The organism is Mesonia algae (assembly GCF_003253545.1).
Lineage (GTDB): Bacteria > Bacteroidota > Bacteroidia > Flavobacteriales > Flavobacteriaceae > Mesonia > Mesonia algae.
Genome location: NZ_QKYV01000002.1, coordinates 282,553 through 300,151, shown reverse-complemented (window position 1 = coordinate 300,151; position 17,599 = coordinate 282,553). Strand labels below are relative to the sequence as shown.

The following is a 17,599-nucleotide window of genomic DNA, read 5'->3' as shown; positions in this document are numbered from 1 at the left end:
AAAACGATTATTTATGAAATGGATTTATTTATTAGCTTCAATTGCTTTTGAAGTACTGGGTACAACAGCTATGAAAATGGCTTCCCAAAATGGAAAAAATGCCCTGCTTTGGAATATCACGGTTTGGGTGGCCTATATTATTTGCTTCGGGTTATTGCAATATGCCATGAAATTCTTTGAATTAGGAACTGTTTATGCCATTTGGTCTGGAATTGGTATTTCTATATTAGCCATTATTGGATATTTTGCGTTTGGAGATAGCTTTTCAGCCTTAAAAATTGGTTCTATTGCTTTAATTATTCTAGGCATTATCGGATTAAATATGAGTGGAGCTCATTAAATTTTAGAATTATGAAAAAAGAAAACATGATGCACGAACTACCTGTTAGTGCCTACACATCTCAAGAGTGGTTCGACTTAGAACAAAAACATATTTTTAGCAAAACTTGGCAATTTGCTGGTTTGGTAGAAGATGTAGCCAACCCTGGCGATTATGTTTCTGTGCAAGCAGGTTTAAACAATATTTTTATTGTAAAAGGGAGAGATCACCGGTTACGAGCCTTTCATAATATGTGCCGACATAGAGGTACACAATTATTACGTGCCGTTGGTAAAGCACAAAAAGCAATTACTTGTCCTTACCACGATTGGACGTACAATTTAGAAGGAAAACTAGTAAGTATTCCCAAAAAGGAAGAAGAATTTCCAGATTTATGTGATAAAGAATTGCACGACTGTGGCTTAAATCTTCACGAAGCATCCGTAGATATTTTTAAAGGCATGTTATTTGTTCATCCAGAAAAAAATGCCCCTAACATTATGGAATTTTTTGGCGAAGTTGCCCCCTATCTTGGTCCGCATATTCCAGAAGAGCTTATTGAATATAAAGAAAAAAAACAAGCTCCATTTTATACCAAAGAGATTAATGCCAATTGGAAAATAATTGTTGAAAATTATATCGATCAATATCATTTAGCACATTTACATGAAGGTACCTTAAATATGTATGATCACGCTAAAGCGGAATTTGGTTGGGCTGGGTCGCATTATCACTTTTATGAACCTTTAGTACCTGCATATCTGGCTGACATCAAAAATGCATCTCCTTATCCCTTAATGGATAAAATGCCAGATGATAAAATGGGCGCTTATGTACCGTGGTTATTTCCTAATATCGGTATTACCGAAAGTGAAAGCGCTTGGAATACCTTTCACGCCATTCCATTAGCACCAGACAGAACTTTGGTGGTAATTCGATCTAAAACTATGAATGTGAGCGAATGGGAATATACCAAACAATACACAAAATCTATGGCTAGTAGTGTTTGGAAAACCATGGGTAATAAAGGTAAATATGAAGGAGAGGCTAGCGATCCAATGGCATCAGGAGATTTCATGCTAGAAGATGTTTATGCGTGTGAGCAACAACAAAAATCTTTGAGTTCTCCATTATTTAGTGTGGGTGCACAGGCTAAAAAAGGAGAATTTGCCGTGAGTAAATTTCAAAGTGTCGTTAAAGAATGGATAGAAAACCATCAAGACTAATGTATTTTAAAATCACTAAAAAATGAGTGAATTTCATCAACTAAAAGTACTAGAAGTAATAAAAGAAACCGAAGATTCAACTTCTATTTCTTTTAAGGTTCCTCAAGAACTGTACGAAACCTTTAATTATAAACCAGGACAATACCTCACCTTAAGGTTTACGATTAATACTGAAGATGTACGTAGGTCTTATTCACTTTGTAGTTCTCCAGTGATAGGTGAACCTTTATGTATTGGTGTAAAAAGAGTTAAAGATGGTTTAGTCTCTAATCATATCAACAACAATATTAAGGTAGGTGACTTGGTAGAAGTTATGAAACCAGATGGTCGTTTTTTTGCAGATGTAAAAAAAGAAAATTACAAAACCTATTATTTATTTTCAGCAGGAAGTGGTATCACCCCTATTCTTTCTATATTAAAAACGGTGCTATTTACAGAAGAACACAGTTATGTGCACATGATTTATGGAAACCGAAGTGAAGATTCTATCATGTTTAAAAATACCTTAGATAAATTACAGGAAAATTATAAAGAGCGATTTATCTTGGAATATACGTTAAGCCGACCTAAAAGTAGTTGGAGTGATTTATGGAAAACATCTAAAGAACAAACTTATAGAAAAGGCCGTGTAGATACAGCTGCGATTAATTGGTTTCTAGAGGAATATCCACCTTATGCTCAAAATGCAGAATATTATATTTGTGGCCCTGGTACTATGATTGAAAATACTACAAAAGCCTTAAAAAGTATAGACGTTCCAGACGAGCGTATATTTATAGAAAGTTTTGGAGGTAGTAACTTAAAAGATACCACTGAAGCTTTTGAAAATGCTCAACTTATAGCAAAACTTGATGGAGAAACAATTAATACTATAATCCCAAAAGGTAAAACTGTTTTAAGAACGCTTATAGATGCTGGAAAAGAACCACCCTATTCTTGCGAAGCTGGGGTTTGTTCTACTTGCAGGTGTAAGATAAAATCAGGTAAAGTACATATGAAAATTAATCTTGCACTAACAGATCAAGAAGTGGAACAAGGTTATATTTTAAGTTGCCAAAGTATTCCTCTTTCAAATCAAGTTGAAGTAGTTTATACATAAATAGCTTTAAATGAGGTTCTATTATTTTCAACATTCTATTCAATTAACCAACATTACTGTATTTATAAAGATTTAAATCTTAGGCAATATTTCATTTTGGGTTAAATAATCCACCCTTCAAGTTTATTAACTCCTTTTTAAAATCATGCTTGTGCAGTAGGTGGATTGCCGATTTACTTCGTGCACCCGACTTGCAAAACACTAACAAGTCTTTATCTTCTGGGATTTCAGTATAGCGTTTGGGTAATTCATCCAAGGGGATATGTATGCTCTCCATATAAAACGCATCTCGCTCAACTTGGGTTCGTACGTCAAGTACGTTAAAGTTTGATGCTTGTTTTATATATTCTTGATAACTAATTTCCTTTATGGTGCTATGAATACCACAAAACACTTCGTAATCTTCCGCTAAGGAGTCTACGCTACTTGTCGTATTTCTATCAAAATAAAAAAGGCTCTGTTTCATAGAAAGTGCATCGAACGTCAATAGTTGTCCAGATAATATCGATCCTAGACCTAGAATAATCTTTAAAACTTCATTGGCCTGCAAGCTTCCAATAATACCGGGTAAGATACCTAATACACCTATTTCTGAACAATTGGGAACTTCGTGAGGTGCTGGCGGCGTGGGATATAAACACCTATACGTAGGCCCCATTTTAAAATTAAATACAGATACCTGTCCCGTAAACGTATGAATAGAGCCAAATACAATAGGCTTATGCAACAATACCGCAGCATCGTTAAGTAAATACCGAGTGGGGAAATTATCGGTTCCATCTACAATAATATCGTAGGGTTCTAATAATTCAAGAGCATTATTTTTTGTTAGCCGTGTTTGATGAGAGTTAAATTGGATAAATGGGTTTAATTTCTGTAACCGATGAACAGCAGCTGTCACTTTGCTTTTTCCAAGATCCTCGTGAGTATACAGTATTTGTCGTTGCAGGTTCGTTTGTTCTACCAAATCATCATCCACAATTCCAATTGTACCCACTCCTGCAGCCGTTAGATATTGTAATACAGGACAACTAAGTCCACCAGCTCCTATAACTACTACCTTTGCTCGTTTTAGTTTTAACTGACCTTGTAAACCAACCTTTTCCAGCAATAGGTGTCTGCTGTATTGCTGTTTCTCTTCTACTGTGAATTCCATTTTAAATTAATTTTGAAAAGGCTTTATCCCAGTCTTTCCAGACCACTTCATAGCCTTGAGACTGTATCATCTGTTTAATTTCTTGCGTATTCCGTTCATCTGAAATCTCAAACTGCTCCAGAGACTGTGGAGCAACAGCATATCCACCTGGGTTGGTTTTAGATTCAGCACTTATGGAGGTAATTCCTAAATTGATAATATGGTTTCTAAAGGTTTCGCTCTCTCGTGTGGACATGGACAGTTCTACATCTTCATCTAATAAACGGTAGGCGCAAATTAATTGTGCTAGATCGGTATCTGTCATTTCAACTTTGGGTTGTACTTCGCCCTCATGCGGACGTAGCCTAGGAAATGAAATGGAGTATTTTGTCTTCCAATAAGTCTTTTGCAAGTATTTTAAATGCAATGCAGTATAAAAACTATCGATCCGCCAATCTTCCAAACCAAATAACGCACCTATGCCAATTTTATGAACACCCGCTTTCCCCAACCGATCTGGCGTGTCTAGTCGATATTCAAAATTTGACTTTTTACCTTTTGGATGGTGTGTTTTATAGGTTGCCTTATGGTAGGTTTCTTGATATACCAAAACCGCATATAAACCTTCTTTAATCAGAATTTCATACTCTTTTTGGTCTAAGGGTTGAACCTCAATACTAATGTTGGAAAAATGTTTTTGAATTAAAGAAATGGCGTTTTTTAAATACGAAACGCCTACGGTACTGTTCGCTTCTCCAGTAACCAAAAGAATATGGTCGTATCCCAGTTTTTTTATATGAGCTACCTCCTGAAGTATCTCCTTATCGGTAAGTGTTTTCCTAGGTATTTTATTGGTTAAACTAAACCCGCAATAGGTACAAATATTCTGGCATTCATTGGAGAGGTACATCGGTACATACATTTGGATGGTATTTCCAAAACGTTTTTTTGTAAGCGAATGACTTCGTTGTGCCATTTCCTCTATAAAAGGTTTGGCAGCAGGAGAAATCAATACTTTAAAATCGTCTATTGTGATCTTATCTTTCAGTAAAACTTGTTGCACGTCTTGAGAAGAGAATCCATAGATTTCTTGTTCCAGACTGTCCCAGTCGTATAAATTAAAGGTGTTTATAAAATTACTCATGTAAGAAAGAAGTTAAAGGGCTACTAGCTTCGGCATGATGTTTTACAGAAGCTAATTTTGCTTTGTATGCCATTCTACCAGCTTCTACAGCCATTTTAAAAGCTATTCCCATTTGTACGGGATTTTGAGAAACAGCAATAGCCGTATTCACCAAAACGGCATCAGCTCCTAATTCCATGGCGTATGCGGCATGAGAGGGTGCTCCAATACCAGCATCCACGATTACGGGTACGTTGCTTTGTTCAATGATAATTTCTAAAAAATCTTTTGTTTTTATTCCTTTATTACTCCCTATTGGAGCGCCCAAAGGCATCACGCATGGTACGCCAACTTCTTCCAATCGTTTACATAAAACAGGATCTGCGTGGATGTAAGGCATGACCACAAAACCTTCTTTAACTAGAATTTCAGCTGCTTTAAGAGTTTCTATGGGGTCTGGTAATAAATATTTAGGATCGGGATGAATCTCTAATTTTATCCACTGGGTACCTAAGGCTTCTCTAGCCAATTGAGCAGCAAAAACAGCCTCTTTAGCTGTTCGAACGCCAGAAGTATTAGGTAGTAAATTGATATGTTTTTTCTTAAGATGCATTAATATATCATCGTTTTCATGATGCAGCTCTACCCTTTTTAAGGCCACGGTAACCAATTCGCTTTCTGAAGCATTAAGGGCTTCTTCCATGGTTTTCGAGCTATTGAATTTGCCAGTTCCAGTAAATAATCTGGAATGGAATGTTTTATCGGCTATTTTAAGTATGTCTGTCATATTATGCGTTTTTAATTGGTTTGCAACTTTACTCTTGTGTAGTAGCAGTTTGCAATAGGTGGTGAAACCGATTGATGGTATTAAAATCCTTAGTAATGGTACCCGAGGCAGCAATCCCATACACACCTGTTGCTATTAACTCGGGCACATCCTGAATTGTAATTCCGCCAATAGCAATAATGGGAATCTCTGTATGAAGTATATTTAATATGCTTGAATATTTTTGCAAGCCTAAAATAGGACTTAGATTATGTTTGGTAGGTGTAAATCTAAAAGGTCCCAAACCTATATAATCTACTTTTTTTTCTATAAGCTTGTTGCAATCTTCCAAGCTATTTGAGGTACCACCAATAAGCTGCCAAGCATGTAAAAATTTTTTAGCTTCGGAAGGGCAAGCATCGGTTTTTCCTAGATGTACGCCATCTGCTTGCACCGCTTTGGCTATTTTATAATGGTCGTTAATGATTAATTGACTTTGATAGACTTTAGTAATCTCCCTCGCTTTTTCTGCCGTTTTAAAAATAGTGGCATCATCGCTATTTTTAAGACGCAACTGTACCAATTTAGCTCCAAAAATGCAGGCTTGTTGTATGTGATCCAGATGTTGTTCGGGACTGTCACCTTGTGATATATAGTGTAATTTGCTAATCATTATTTCTGTTGTTTAGGCAAATAGTATAAGCCTCATTTATTTGCTTAAATGCTGCTAAAGGATTTGTATTATTCCAAACGCCTCCTAATACACCAACTCCTTTATACCCCAATTTATTGAACTTGCTAAGGTTTTTAGCTGTAACACCTCCCATACCCACAATTGTTTTGTCTATATGATTTACATTAAAACCCTGCCCTTTATAAGCTTGTTTGGATATAGAATTAAAAACAGGACTCAACAGATGATAATCAAACTCAAAATAACAACGGTTTAATTCTTCTGGATCATGGAATGAAGAACTTATGGTTTTGCCAAACATATTTAAGTTTTTAAAATAACGTGTAGGATTGTCTATAGTATCTCTACGTTTTTGTTCTTGAAAATGAATACCTTTTAAGTTGTAGCTATTTATTAGTTCATGATGGTTATGTAAAACTATGCGGTTGTGGTATTTTGGCTTTATTTTATTTAGATAGTCTTTATGCTGTTCTAGATCTTTAAAAGGTTTTCTTAAATGATAATATTGTACCCCAGCCTTGAATAACTCATGGAGTATTTCTATTTCATTAGGGACATCTTCTTCTGGTGCTATAAGTACAATCATTTTGTTATTTTATTTTTAAGTTAGGGATTGCAGTGGCATCCTTTTGCTTTTTTTAGCAAAAGATATAACGAAAAGCCCGCCTACGCCTTACATCGTAAAAGGCGTAGGAACTTCCGCATTATATTACAAATACACTTCTGACCCTTTGTCTTTAAATTCTTTTGATTTTTCGTCCATTCCTTTTTGAATCACCTCATTATTTACAATATCATTTTCTTTAGCGAAATCACGGACTTCCTGAGATATTTTCATAGAACAAAACTTAGGACCACACATAGAACAGAAGTGTGCTAACTTCGCACCAGCTGCCGGCAGGGTTTCATCGTGGTATTCTAAAGCACGTTCAGGATCTAGCCCTAGGTTAAATTGATCTTCCCAACGGAATTCAAAACGCGCCATACTCAACGCATTGTCTCTGTGCTGGGCACCTGGATGACCTTTAGCTAAATCGGCCGCATGTGCAGCTAATTTATAGGTGATTACCCCCACGCGAACATCTTCTTTATTGGGCAGTCCTAAATGTTCTTTTGGCGTTACGTAACACAACATCGCACAGCCAAACCAACCAATCATAGCGGCACCAATACCAGAAGTAATATGGTCATAACCAGGAGCGATATCGGTTGTCAAGGGGCCTAAGGTATAGAAAGGAGCTTCATCACACACCTCAATTTGTTTTTCCATATTTTCCTTGATCATATGCATTGGTACGTGACCCGGACCTTCAATAAAACATTGTACTTCATGCTTTCGGGCGATTTTCGTTAATTCCCCCAAAGTTTCCAATTCTGCAAACTGTGCTTTATCATTGGCATCGGCAATAGAACCTGGACGTAAGCCGTCACCTAGAGAAAAGGCAACATCATATTGTTTTAAGATCTTGCAAATGTCTTCAAAATGAGTGTATAGAAAACTCTCTTTATGATGTGCCAAACACCATTTTGCCATGATAGAGCCGCCACGAGAAACAATTCCCGTTACTCGGTTAGCCGTCATCGGCACATATCTTAACAATACTCCAGCATGAATGGTAAAGTAATCAACGCCTTGCTCGGCTTGTTCTATTAACGTATCACGAAAAATCTCCCACGTTAAATCTTCAGCAACTCCATTTACTTTCTCTAAAGCTTGATAAATAGGCACCGTCCCAACAGGTACTGGCGAGTTGCGTATAATCCATTCCCGCGTTTCATGAATGTTTTGACCTGTAGATAAGTCCATTATATTATCGGCTCCCCAACGGCTAGCCCACACGGCTTTTTCTACTTCCTCTTCTATAGAAGAGGTGGTGGCAGAGTTTCCAATATTTGCATTTATTTTCACCAAAAAATTTCTCCCTAAAATCATAGGTTCAGCTTCTGGATGATTGATATTCGAAGGGATTACAGCACGACCTCTAGCCACTTCCTCTCGAACAAATTCGGGTGTAATTTTATCTGGGATAGAAGCGCCAAAGTGTTCTCCTTTATGTTGTTTTCTTATTTCTGTCATTTCATCGATTCGTTGATTTTCACGAATGGCGATGTATTCCATTTCTGGAGTGATGATTCCTTTTTTGGCATAATGCAATTGAGTAACATTTTCACCCTTTTTAGCACGAAAAGGCTTTTTTAGTAAAGAAAATCGCATATGATCCAAGGCTTTGTTGTTTAAACGTTGGTTGGAATAATCTGAAGAAAATTTATCTAATTGTTCGACATTATTTCTGTCTAAAATCCATGGCTCACGGATTCTTTCAATACCTTGATGAATATCAATCTCCTTGTTAGGATCTGTATAGGGTCCCGATGTATCGTAAACGGTAACAGGTTCGTTAGAAGTTATCTTTCCGGTTATCGAGTCTTTTGTATCGCTTAAGGCTATTTCTCGCATGGCAACTTTTATTTGCGGATGGATAGTACCAGATACATAGATTTTTTTAGAATTTGGAAATGGTTTTCTTGAGATCGTCCCTTTTTTGGGAGCAGTGTCTTTATTTTTCATAAGGTATAGTTTTAAGCGAGTTAGCGAGAATTAAATGAAGGTATTATCCACCTTGAGTGGCTTGAATAATTAAAACAGAATCGTTTTCAACCAATGTTGTTGATTCCCATGAATTTTTTGAAATAATGGCATTGTTGACGGCTACAGCGATGCCATCTTGCCGTGATTTTAGTTGCTTAAGCAATTGTAGAATATTGAAATCAGTATGGACCTCAAAGGTTTTTTCATTAACCTGTATAGTAATCATAGCACAGTATATTTTTAGATATGCTGTAGATTTTAAAGGCTTCGAGAAAAAATTGTTTTGAAATAGATGTACGCAAATAGGTACTCTTATGAAAAGGAGTGTAAACACCCAAGTTAGGATGTGTTTCATACTTTTCCCTTCGCTGGTACTAACCAGATCAGGTTCAAAGGGTTTTTCTCAGTTCTAAAAAAATTAGAACACCCCTAAAGTCTACTCCACAAACTTATTAAAATATTAGTTCTTACCAAGATCTTAATTGTTTTTTTAACATACGTAAACAGTTAAAATTGAGGATCGATTACAAAAGTTCTTATAAATACTTAACTAAAATACCCATGATACGCTATACCACCCTTTTCATTTTTGAATACCTATAAAATGTTGAATTTAAACTGAGTCCACGTTTTCCCACGATACTGTGGCTAGGCTATATATTGGGTGTGGGTTGAGTGTGGACTCACTAGGAGGATGCTATAAGGGAAAGAAGGGTGAAATATGAAAGAGAGAGGTTTCTAGTATGAATTGAAAATAATTGTGAGAGATTGTTAAAATTTCTAAAGGTTATAGATTTTAGAACCGCTAACCTCCTCTTTTTAAAACTGCTATAAAGTCCTTCTCTAAATTGTGAATATCTATCTTATTTTTACACACGTTCCCTCTAAGCTAAACCTTACTTTTGGCATCCTTAAAATAAAAAGATATGAGTGCAACTTGGTATGAGTGTAAAGTAAAATATAGAAAATTTGATGAAGCTTCGGCGACACAGAAAGTAAAAACAGAACCTTTTTTAGTCGATGCGATTTCGTATACTGAAGCTGAAAGTAGAATCACCGAAGAGATGTCGGCTTACTTATTAGAGGGTGAGGAAATAAAAATCACCAATATTAAGGTAGCTAACTTTGCTGAAATTCACCCGTTTGAAAATGCAGATCGTTGGTTTAAATCTAAAGTAGCCTTAATTGCATTTGATGAAGAAAGCGGAAAGGAACGTAAAACCAATCAATATTTATTGGTGCAAGCGAATGATGTTAAAGAAGCTTACGAAAATACAGTCCACGTCATGAAAGACAGTATGGGAGAATATAGTATCCCAGCAGTTTCTGAATCTCCAATTGTAGATGTATTTCCTTATTTTTCTGGTGATGAAGATGAAACAGAACGCTTAGAAGAGTTTACCCGACTTAAAGATTCGGTGCCTTTTGACAATCAACCCGATGGAGAATTAGAGACGGCCGACTCACTGGTAACAGAAACCGAGTAAGCTTTATAAAAAGAACTATCTAAAAGCTGTTTTTGCTTAGCTTAAATGGTGTAAAAACAGCTTTTGGAACTTTAAGTCTGTTTCAATTCAATTAGGATTAGCGTAGCTATAAATTTATTAACGTTAGTTATTGCTATGTACTACCTACGAGTCTATCTCTTTAGAAAATTGATGAGTTTCATCTAAAAATTCTTCTTCTTCAAAGGGCAAGAGATCTCTAGCCAAGTCAAAACAGTTGCCAATATGCTCTTTTGGTACTAATTTAGCCGGATCGTATTGCTCATTTTGACTCGCTAAAAGACAAACTGCGAGTAAAGAATCTATAGTCACCAACAATTCCCAATAGCCTTTAAAATTTAAATGGGTGGGTTTAAAATTACCTCCTTGGGTTTCACGTAAAGCGTTCAGTTTACTGGTAGCTAATTGCTGTAGCTTTCTAAGCTTTTTGTTTTTTTTCTTCATATCTTATTTTTTGTTTTGACTTTCTTTAATGAGGTCTTCAAGAGTTTCCATTTCATCTATAGGGAGTAATTGTAAAATATGTTCTAAGGTTGTTTGCACATTAAGGTGAGGCTGAGGGATTATCTATGGTAAGGAGCATCTGCATTCCACTAAGAAACTAGGATTATAACAATAGATTGTTGTAGGCAGATATACAAAATATTAAAATAATTGTATCTTTTTTATAGTTTATGAGTCTACATGACAAACTATAAAATATAAAAATTATGAATAATTGTAAATGCACGAATTGTGACTGTAATAAGTGCAATTGTATAAATTGTCTAGAAAATGATTGTACTTGTTTTAAATGTGAATGTAAGAAATGTGATTGCTGTTAAATTTAAAAAGGCTGGTTTTTTAAACTAGCCTTTTTTTGTAATTTTGATTATGGAAACGATAAAAATATGGAACAAGTTTAATGATCAACTGTACTTTTTTATTCTTAAAAAAGTTAAAAGTAAGGATGCTGCAAACGATATTTTTCAAAATACTTTCTTAAAAATACATAAAAATTTATCTCAACTCGAAAAAGAAGAAAAAGCAAAAGCTTGGGTTTTTCAAATTGCTCGTAATGAGATGAATAATTACTTTAAGGATAAATCTATGTATGTTGAGAAATTACATAGTACTAAAGATATCCCTTTACAAAAATATCAACATATATGCTGTTTTGATAAATTTATAAATGATTTACCTATAATTTATAGACAAGCAATTGAACTGATTTATATAAAAGGATTAAAACAAAAGGATGTTGCAAAAGAATTAGGCATTAGCCTTGAAAATGTAAAAGCAAGGGTTAAGAGGGCAAAAGATATTTTAAAGAAAAATTTTAAAGAATGTTGCAAATATGAATTTAATAAAAACGGGAAGTTGATTGGAGAATCGAATTGCTCCATTTGTAAAACCTAATCAACTAAACAACTGAAAAAAAACTTATTTCTACATTAAATTTGAAATACACATTATCTATCTCAATACCTTAATCTATAGCCAATAAAGAAAAGTATAACTGAAAAAAACTTTGCCAACACCAGATATAATAAATTTTTTGGTTCCCCCCCCCCTACTTACATAGGTCTTTTTGGATCTCCTATTCATTTTTTATTTGCTAAATTAAGAGCCTACAATCTGCAAAAAAAACTTTGTAAATACGTTAGCGACAATTATGAGAAAATCAGTATTACTTTCAATATTCTTTTTTTTAAATCAAATTACCTCTTCTCAAATCAAGAAAAATGTTTATGAATTAAATTCAATAAATGAATTGTTGACAGTTGAAGTTAAAAAAATGATAGACTTAAATATTAATAAAAAACAAACTGTATTTCTTGGGGAAGCGGTTCATTATAGCGGTTCAGATTTTCTTGCTAAAATTGAATTTGTAAAATATTTGGTAATTGAACACGATTACAAGGATATTGCGTTTGAAAGTGATTTTTTTGCTTTATTATTTGAACATGAAAAGCGTAATTTATATAAAATGTGGAGTGAATCTAATCAATGTAAAGAACTTTTCGTATTTCTTAAAGAAAATAATGTCACAATTTGGGGATTTGACAACAAATTATACTCAAGATTTTCTTATCAAAATTTTACAGAAAAACTATCATCAATTCTTAGAGAAAGTAATTTTGAACTAAACGAAGAATTCATAAAACTTACTAAATTAATTATTAGTAATCAATATGATAGTAGAAAAAAGTTATCTCAAAAAGAAGTAGAATTTTTAAAAAAATATACTTTAGAACTTCAAAATAATGAAATAATTAAATCCAATAAGCTTTGGCATCAAATTTTAAAAAGCTTTGAAAGTACGATTGAACTTTATACAGTAAAAGATAATTTATCAAATAAGAATTTAATAACTATTAGGGATAAACAAATGGCTAAAAACCTTGACTTTTTGATTAAAACTAACCCTAATAAAAAGTTTATTGTTTGGCTTGCTAATGGCCATATGTCAAAATCTAATAGCAAATTAATGAAAGGACAAACTATGGGATATCAATTTAGAGAACAAAATCCCAATAGTTCTTATCATATTGCTTTTGGCTCAATTAGATTACCTGAAAGAAAGGAAAAAGAAATCATAAAAGCTGGAAGAAAAAGTAATAATGTTTTGTCTCTTTTGCCTAGCCTTGAAAAAAATTACTTTCTTGATGCAAAAAAGATAATATCAGAAAATGTAGAATTGACAAATAAAGTTTTTAATGATATGTATATTTTTAATTTACCAAACAACAAGACAAAATTACTGAATAACTTTGACGCTCTTGTTTTTATAGCTAAAGGAGAAGTAGTTACCTACCCAAAATAAATTACCGTTGCCAAAAATGTGAATAATTCTTAGTTTAGTTCTGGCGGTCTTTCTTTCTGTGATTTGTAGGTTAAGCTTGGTGTTTAAAACATGTGATACAACATTTAATTATTATTTTTAAATAGAAAAAAACCATCTAAAAAGTAAAATTTCATCTTTCTAAAATTGATTCAGGTTCTAGTCTGATTATAAATTTAAAAAAGGATGCTTTAAATTACTTTTAGACAGCTTCTTTTTTCAATTACTGTCCTTACTTTTTTACTCAATAATCTTATAAGGAGTTTTGTTTATGGCTTCTTTTATTTGTTTTTCGGTGCATATAGAGGTATCGTACCAAACTCTTAATTCTTGATTTTTTACGTCTGCTTCAGACTTTAAGTAGCCTTCTACTTTACTTAGAGAGTAAGCTACAATTCCTGTGCAACAAGATTGTTTAAAGCCTTTTAATTTGTATTTCTTTTGAATACTATTATTCTGTACAACTTTAGATTTTGTATTAGATTTTACCTGGGTTTGTGCTTCAATGTTTAAAGTAATAAGAAGCATAGCCATAAATATAATAAGGTTAATAGTTTTTAAATGTTTCATTTGATTTGAGTTTTAATTAATAATATAGGGTAATAGTAATATGAGTATAGTAAGGATCGCAATACTCCATAAAAATCTTTTTGAGTTTAAAAATGAAAATATTTTTCTCTCTTCTTTATGGAGTTTTTTTATAGGCTTATCCCCTTCTACCGAACAACATTCTTTATGATTAGGAAAATAGGCTCGATAAAGATTATAAGTAATCGCGATTAAACTAAAAGCGATCAAATAGGGTTTAATTGTTGCCAACCAGACTAGCTGTGATACACTTGCACCTAGCATTCCGGCTAAAGCCATTAAAGGTCCGACGCAACAACTACAAGCTATTAAGGCTACAAAGACAGCACTAATGGATGATAAAATTGATTTCATAATTTAAAACATAAGATTAAAGAGGTATCCCGAGATGATCATTCCAATTCCGATAACGGAAAAAAAAGCGATTATAAGTTTCTTTTGCATTACCTTTTTAAGTAATAAAGCTTCTGGTAATGACAAACCAATAGATCCCATCATAAAAGCAATAGCAGTACCTAAGGGAACTCCTTTATCCACTAAGGTTTCTACCACGGGTAATACTCCTACTGCATCAATATATAAGGGTATGCCTATGATAACAGCAATAGGCACCGCTAAAGGATTAGAAGCAGAGATGTATGTTTCAAAAAAAGATTGTGGTACATAACCGTGAATAAATGACCCTATCCCTATTCCTATAAAAATATAGGGAATTAGTTTTTTAAGCGTACTTAAAGCTTCTTTATGAATTTCGGGAAAACGCTGTGCTATCGATCGTGTATCGGTTGTGGTATTACTTTTTGCAGGTTTTAGTTGCTTAAGCCATTCTGCAACATGCTGAGACATTCCCATCTTATCTAATACAATTCCACCAATAATTCCTAATATAATTCCAGATAAAATATAGATAAGGGTTACTTTCCATCCATAAGAGACCCAAAAAAGAACGATCGCTATTTCGTTAACTAAAGGAGATGTAATTAAAAAGGATAAGGCTATACTTAACGGAATCCTAGCTTGCATCATTCCTACAAATAAAGGAATAGAGGAACAAGAACAAAATGGAGTGATAGCTCCCAATATAGAAGCTAGAATATTACCTATGCCAGATTTTTTATTGCGTTCTAAATACACACGTATTTTATCCATAGGGAGATAACTTGTAATCATCCCCATTACATAGGTGACCAAAACGACCAATAATGATATTAAAATAAAGGTCGAAATAAAATACTGAAGGGCCGATGCAAATAATCCCGATTTTTCTAAACTTAAAGTACCATATACGATATAATCAGAAAAATTTGAAAGATATTCTGTTAGCTTTTCCATGACTCATCATTTAGGGCCGCAACAATATCTTTATCAGATTGAAATGATTTGTAGTCGTATACATCGCCATTAATTACAATAGAAGGAAAAGACATAGTCCCATAAACCATGGTGTCTTCTAGTTCCGAAAGTTCCTCAATATCTAAACTTAAATTATTTGCCAGAGCAATTTTTTCTAATTGTTGTTTAATAGGAGATCCTTTTGCACAGCAAGAAGAATGTAAAATTTTAATTTCAGTAGTCATCATATTTGTTTTTATAATTAAACGTTTATATGAAGTCTGAAACAGTGAAGAAAAGACACATGATTTCCTAATTATTTTTTGAAATAATTAATAAATCCTTTTAAACCAGTAGCTTATAGAGTTTTATTTTTTAAATCTTCAGAGATATGTTGAAGAGGTTCGCAAGAAGTTTTTATAGTGCAGCCGATAAAATTACCTTGTTTATCGTATTCTACATGACAACACTCTACAAATAAAGCTCTTAATTTAGTTCTAGCTCGTTGAATACGCATCTTAGTAGCCGATAATTCTAATCCCAATTGGCGTGCAATATCTTTTTGTGGAATTTTATCGATGTCACCCATCAATAAAGGCTGAGCATCCACCTTAGGTAAAAGTTGAATCATGGGTATTACATAATCTGAAACGAGAATCTTAGACAATTCTGAATCGAGATCACCTTCAAGGTGCCAATCCTTATCTAAATTAAATTCTAAATGATTCTTTTTAAAATAATCGTATAAGGTATTTCTAGTTACCTGAAAAAGCCAAGCTTTAATATTTTTTACCTCTTTATTTTTTTGGTGAGATTCGATAAGCTTTAGCATTACCTCTTGCACAATATCATCGGCTAAAGTTTTATCATTCACCTTTCCTAATACATACGACTTTAGGTAATTGTAAAACTCTTGTACAACTTCATTAATATTACAGCATTCTTTTTTCATGAGTTTTTTCGAATCGGCTAAACAAAGGTTTTCAAAATAATTTATATCAGCAGAAATAAAAGATAGCATTTCTTTAAAAAGGTGAATATTTTATTTCTTCCGCTAAGAATTGTTAAAAGTATAAAAAAATATAAACTTGGTTTTTTTTTGAATATTGTTGTGCTTTATAATTTATAAAAAGAATTCATTTATACCTTTTTATGTAAAGCCATTAGTAACAGTAATGTCCTTGAATTAAGCTTAAGGTTTTTAGAAAATTTTAAATAGGTTCTCTTCTTTTACGTTACTCATTTTTTACCTAGAACTAAACCGTACCATGATACATTGTATGAATTTAAAGAAGTTCTAAGGGTATAGATTTTACTAGAGTTCAGTTTTAGGATAAAATAAAATGTACATTGCGAAAAATATTATATTAATAGGAGATTACTCATTATTAGTACCCCTAAAAATTACTCATAAATGGATTTTACGAACCCCCTAGTATATGGAGTTCCTTGTTTTTTAGCATTTATAGCTATAGAACTTACTTACAGTAAAGCTTTTGACAACAAACAACTTTATAAATGGAAAGATCTAAGATCTAGCTTATCCCTAGGAGTAGGTTCTGCCATACTCGGAGCGCTTTTAAAAACCGTATCGGTCATCTTAATCTTTAATTTTGCGTATGACTTATTTAACCCTATGGTAAATGGTGTTCGTACTAATATCTTAGGGTATGAATCATTTGGTTATGCTTGGTATGTATGGTTAGCATGTATGCTTTTAGATGATTTTTCTTATTACTGGTTTCACCGTCAAAATCATATGGTCCGTTTTTTATGGGCGGCACACATTGTTCATCATTCTTCAGATAATTTTAATTTAGGTACCGCGGTTCGTAACGGTTGGTTTACCATATTTTATAAGCCTTTTTTTTATGTGTGGATCGTGATGATTGGCTTTCCGCCAGAAATGCTTATCGTATGTTTAGGAATAGAAGCGCTTTGGCAATTTCAACTGCATACCCAATATATTAAAAAAATGGGATTTATAGAGAAGTTCTTAAATACGCATACCATGCACCAAGTACACCACGCGCGTAATTTGGAATACATGGATAAAAATCACGGGGGTATTTTAAATGCTTTCGATCGCATGTTCGGGACGTGGAAAGAATTAGATGAATCAGTTGATATCGAATTTGGCGTCTCTAAACCACCCAATTCTTTTAATTTGTTTGTGATTTTAACCCACGAATACAAAGATATTTGGAACGATATGAAAAAATCAAAAAACTGGCGTCATAAGTATATGTATGTTTTTGGTCCTCCAGGATGGAGTCATGACGGGAGCACGCTTACCATTAAGCAAATAAGAGCTCAAATGGCAGAGCCTTCTAAAAATGAGGTCATGAAGAAAGCATCTTGATCATCCATTTTTTGATTAATGTTAAGCTTTTTCTTT

20 protein-coding genes and 1 riboswitch are annotated in these 17,599 nt (G+C 33.6%); of the genes, 7 read left to right on the top strand and 13 right to left on the bottom strand.

The window, feature by feature from the left end; genetic code table 11:
- Positions 1-13 precede the first annotated feature (13 nt).
- The 3 genes from LX95_RS04570 to LX95_RS04560 are packed head-to-tail and all read left to right on the top strand — an operon-like array spanning position 14 to position 2,644.
- Positions 14-340 carry a DMT family transporter gene (locus tag LX95_RS04570; protein WP_111540256.1) on the top strand — a complete coding sequence of 109 codons (327 nt, stop codon included), beginning with the start codon at positions 14-16 and terminating at the stop codon, positions 338-340.
- A gap of 11 nt (positions 341-351) precedes the next feature.
- Positions 352-1,545, top strand: coding sequence for an aromatic ring-hydroxylating oxygenase subunit alpha (locus LX95_RS04565; RefSeq protein WP_211307637.1), 1,194 nt, complete (start codon positions 352-354; stop codon positions 1,543-1,545).
- Positions 1,546-1,567: 22 nt separating this feature from the next.
- A complete protein-coding gene (locus LX95_RS04560; protein ID WP_111540255.1) occupies positions 1,568-2,644 on the top strand; it encodes a ferredoxin--NADP reductase in 1,077 nt (358 codons plus the stop codon).
- 91 nt (positions 2,645-2,735) lie between these two features.
- Here LX95_RS04560 and LX95_RS04555 read toward each other — a convergent pair whose 3' ends face one another.
- The 7 genes from LX95_RS04555 to thiS all read right to left on the bottom strand — a co-directional run bounded on the left by LX95_RS04555 (position 2,736) and on the right by thiS (position 9,307).
- Positions 2,736-3,800 carry a ThiF family adenylyltransferase gene (locus LX95_RS04555; protein ID WP_111540254.1) on the bottom strand — a complete coding sequence of 355 codons (1,065 nt, stop codon included), beginning with the start codon at positions 3,798-3,800 and terminating at the stop codon, positions 2,736-2,738.
- Between the two features lies 1 nt (position 3,801).
- Entirely contained in the window at positions 3,802-4,923 is a 1,122-nt protein-coding gene (gene thiH / locus LX95_RS04550; RefSeq protein WP_111540253.1) for a 2-iminoacetate synthase ThiH, read from the bottom strand.
- The gene (locus LX95_RS04545) at positions 4,916-5,689 is read right to left on the bottom strand and encodes a thiazole synthase (RefSeq protein ID WP_111540252.1); all 774 of its coding nucleotides are present in this window, start codon (positions 5,687-5,689) and stop codon (positions 4,916-4,918) included. The genes thiH and LX95_RS04545 overlap by 8 nt, the downstream gene beginning before the upstream one ends.
- Before the next feature lie 28 nt (positions 5,690-5,717).
- Positions 5,718-6,341: a thiamine phosphate synthase gene (gene thiE / locus LX95_RS04540; RefSeq protein WP_111540251.1), complete on the bottom strand. Its 624-nt coding sequence runs from the start codon at positions 6,339-6,341 to the stop codon at positions 5,718-5,720.
- Positions 6,334-6,948, bottom strand: a complete 615-nt coding sequence (locus LX95_RS04535) for a thiamine phosphate synthase (RefSeq protein ID WP_111540250.1) — start codon at positions 6,946-6,948, stop codon at positions 6,334-6,336. Before LX95_RS04535 ends, thiE begins: the two co-directional genes overlap by 8 nt.
- A gap of 123 nt (positions 6,949-7,071) precedes the next feature.
- Positions 7,072-8,931 (bottom strand): phosphomethylpyrimidine synthase ThiC, encoded by a 1,860-nt coding sequence (thiC, locus tag LX95_RS04530; RefSeq protein WP_111540249.1) that lies wholly within the window; start codon positions 8,929-8,931, stop codon positions 7,072-7,074.
- 43 nt (positions 8,932-8,974) lie between these two features.
- Positions 8,975-9,307, bottom strand: a complete 333-nt coding sequence (gene thiS, locus LX95_RS14720; RefSeq protein ID WP_245924722.1) for a sulfur carrier protein ThiS — start codon at positions 9,305-9,307, stop codon at positions 8,975-8,977.
- A riboswitch (TPP riboswitch) is annotated at positions 9,296-9,393 on the bottom strand. Its footprint overlaps the gene before it by 12 nt.
- Before the next feature lie 485 nt (positions 9,394-9,878).
- On the opposite strand from thiS, the gene LX95_RS04520 reads away from it, so the two are divergent.
- Complete coding sequence (locus tag LX95_RS04520; RefSeq protein WP_111540247.1) at positions 9,879-10,439, top strand: DUF4494 domain-containing protein; 561 nt, start codon at positions 9,879-9,881, stop codon at positions 10,437-10,439.
- Between the two features lie 144 nt (positions 10,440-10,583).
- Here the strand turns inward: LX95_RS04520 and LX95_RS04515 are convergent, their stop codons facing one another.
- Entirely contained in the window at positions 10,584-10,901 is a 318-nt protein-coding gene (locus tag LX95_RS04515; RefSeq protein WP_111540246.1) for a hypothetical protein, read from the bottom strand.
- Positions 10,902-11,330: 429 nt separating this feature from the next.
- On the opposite strand from LX95_RS04515, the gene LX95_RS04510 reads away from it, so the two are divergent.
- Both LX95_RS04510 and LX95_RS04505 read left to right on the top strand, forming a co-directional pair.
- Positions 11,331-11,855: a sigma-70 family RNA polymerase sigma factor gene (locus LX95_RS04510; protein ID WP_111540245.1), complete on the top strand. Its 525-nt coding sequence runs from the start codon at positions 11,331-11,333 to the stop codon at positions 11,853-11,855.
- 256 nt (positions 11,856-12,111) lie between these two features.
- Positions 12,112-13,263 carry an erythromycin esterase family protein gene (locus tag LX95_RS04505; RefSeq protein WP_111540244.1) on the top strand — a complete coding sequence of 384 codons (1,152 nt, stop codon included), beginning with the start codon at positions 12,112-12,114 and terminating at the stop codon, positions 13,261-13,263.
- Between the two features lie 258 nt (positions 13,264-13,521).
- On the opposite strand, the gene LX95_RS04500 is transcribed toward LX95_RS04505, so the two are convergent.
- The 5 genes from LX95_RS04500 to LX95_RS04480 form a co-directional block, all read right to left on the bottom strand.
- Positions 13,522-13,851 (bottom strand): heavy-metal-associated domain-containing protein, encoded by a 330-nt coding sequence (locus tag LX95_RS04500; RefSeq protein WP_111540243.1) that lies wholly within the window; start codon positions 13,849-13,851, stop codon positions 13,522-13,524.
- A gap of 12 nt (positions 13,852-13,863) precedes the next feature.
- Positions 13,864-14,223: a hypothetical protein gene (locus LX95_RS04495; RefSeq protein ID WP_111540242.1), complete on the bottom strand. Its 360-nt coding sequence runs from the start codon at positions 14,221-14,223 to the stop codon at positions 13,864-13,866.
- A gap of 3 nt (positions 14,224-14,226) precedes the next feature.
- Positions 14,227-15,201, bottom strand: coding sequence for a permease (locus LX95_RS04490; protein ID WP_111540241.1), 975 nt, complete (start codon positions 15,199-15,201; stop codon positions 14,227-14,229).
- Positions 15,189-15,446, bottom strand: coding sequence for a thioredoxin family protein (locus LX95_RS04485; RefSeq protein ID WP_170116579.1), 258 nt, complete (start codon positions 15,444-15,446; stop codon positions 15,189-15,191). The genes LX95_RS04490 and LX95_RS04485 overlap by 13 nt, the downstream gene beginning before the upstream one ends.
- A 113-nt stretch (positions 15,447-15,559) precedes the next feature.
- Positions 15,560-16,153 carry a sigma-70 family RNA polymerase sigma factor gene (locus LX95_RS04480; RefSeq protein WP_170116578.1) on the bottom strand — a complete coding sequence of 198 codons (594 nt, stop codon included), beginning with the start codon at positions 16,151-16,153 and terminating at the stop codon, positions 15,560-15,562.
- Positions 16,154-16,615: 462 nt separating this feature from the next.
- Here LX95_RS04480 and LX95_RS04475 point away from each other — a divergent pair, with 462 nt between their 5' ends.
- Positions 16,616-17,563, top strand: coding sequence for a sterol desaturase family protein (locus LX95_RS04475; protein WP_111540238.1), 948 nt, complete (start codon positions 16,616-16,618; stop codon positions 17,561-17,563).
- Positions 17,564-17,599: the final 36 nt, after the last annotated feature.

Coding starts and splice junctions, on each gene's coding strand:
- LX95_RS04570 (WP_111540256.1), top strand. CDS start 14: ATGAAATGGATTTATTTATTAGCTTCAATTGCTTTTGAAGTACTGGGT.
- LX95_RS04565 (WP_211307637.1), top strand. CDS start 352: ATGAAAAAAGAAAACATGATGCACGAACTACCTGTTAGTGCCTACACA.
- LX95_RS04560 (WP_111540255.1), top strand. CDS start 1,568: ATGAGTGAATTTCATCAACTAAAAGTACTAGAAGTAATAAAAGAAACC.
- LX95_RS04555 (WP_111540254.1), bottom strand. CDS start 3,800: ATGGAATTCACAGTAGAAGAGAAACAGCAATACAGCAGACACCTATTG.
- thiH (WP_111540253.1), bottom strand. CDS start 4,923: ATGAGTAATTTTATAAACACCTTTAATTTATACGACTGGGACAGTCTG.
- LX95_RS04545 (WP_111540252.1), bottom strand. CDS start 5,689: ATGACAGACATACTTAAAATAGCCGATAAAACATTCCATTCCAGATTA.
- thiE (WP_111540251.1), bottom strand. CDS start 6,341: ATGATTAGCAAATTACACTATATATCACAAGGTGACAGTCCCGAACAA.
- LX95_RS04535 (WP_111540250.1), bottom strand. CDS start 6,948: ATGATTGTACTTATAGCACCAGAAGAAGATGTCCCTAATGAAATAGAA.
- thiC (WP_111540249.1), bottom strand. CDS start 8,931: ATGAAAAATAAAGACACTGCTCCCAAAAAAGGGACGATCTCAAGAAAA.
- thiS (WP_245924722.1), bottom strand. CDS start 9,307: ATGAAACACATCCTAACTTGGGTGTTTACACTCCTTTTCATAAGAGTA.
- LX95_RS04520 (WP_111540247.1), top strand. CDS start 9,879: ATGAGTGCAACTTGGTATGAGTGTAAAGTAAAATATAGAAAATTTGAT.
- LX95_RS04515 (WP_111540246.1), bottom strand. CDS start 10,901: ATGAAGAAAAAAAACAAAAAGCTTAGAAAGCTACAGCAATTAGCTACC.
- LX95_RS04510 (WP_111540245.1), top strand. CDS start 11,331: ATGGAAACGATAAAAATATGGAACAAGTTTAATGATCAACTGTACTTT.
- LX95_RS04505 (WP_111540244.1), top strand. CDS start 12,112: ATGAGAAAATCAGTATTACTTTCAATATTCTTTTTTTTAAATCAAATT.
- LX95_RS04500 (WP_111540243.1), bottom strand. CDS start 13,851: ATGAAACATTTAAAAACTATTAACCTTATTATATTTATGGCTATGCTT.
- LX95_RS04495 (WP_111540242.1), bottom strand. CDS start 14,223: ATGAAATCAATTTTATCATCCATTAGTGCTGTCTTTGTAGCCTTAATA.
- LX95_RS04490 (WP_111540241.1), bottom strand. CDS start 15,201: ATGGAAAAGCTAACAGAATATCTTTCAAATTTTTCTGATTATATCGTA.
- LX95_RS04485 (WP_170116579.1), bottom strand. CDS start 15,446: ATGACTACTGAAATTAAAATTTTACATTCTTCTTGCTGTGCAAAAGGA.
- LX95_RS04480 (WP_170116578.1), bottom strand. CDS start 16,153: ATGAAAAAAGAATGCTGTAATATTAATGAAGTTGTACAAGAGTTTTAC.
- LX95_RS04475 (WP_111540238.1), top strand. CDS start 16,616: ATGGATTTTACGAACCCCCTAGTATATGGAGTTCCTTGTTTTTTAGCA.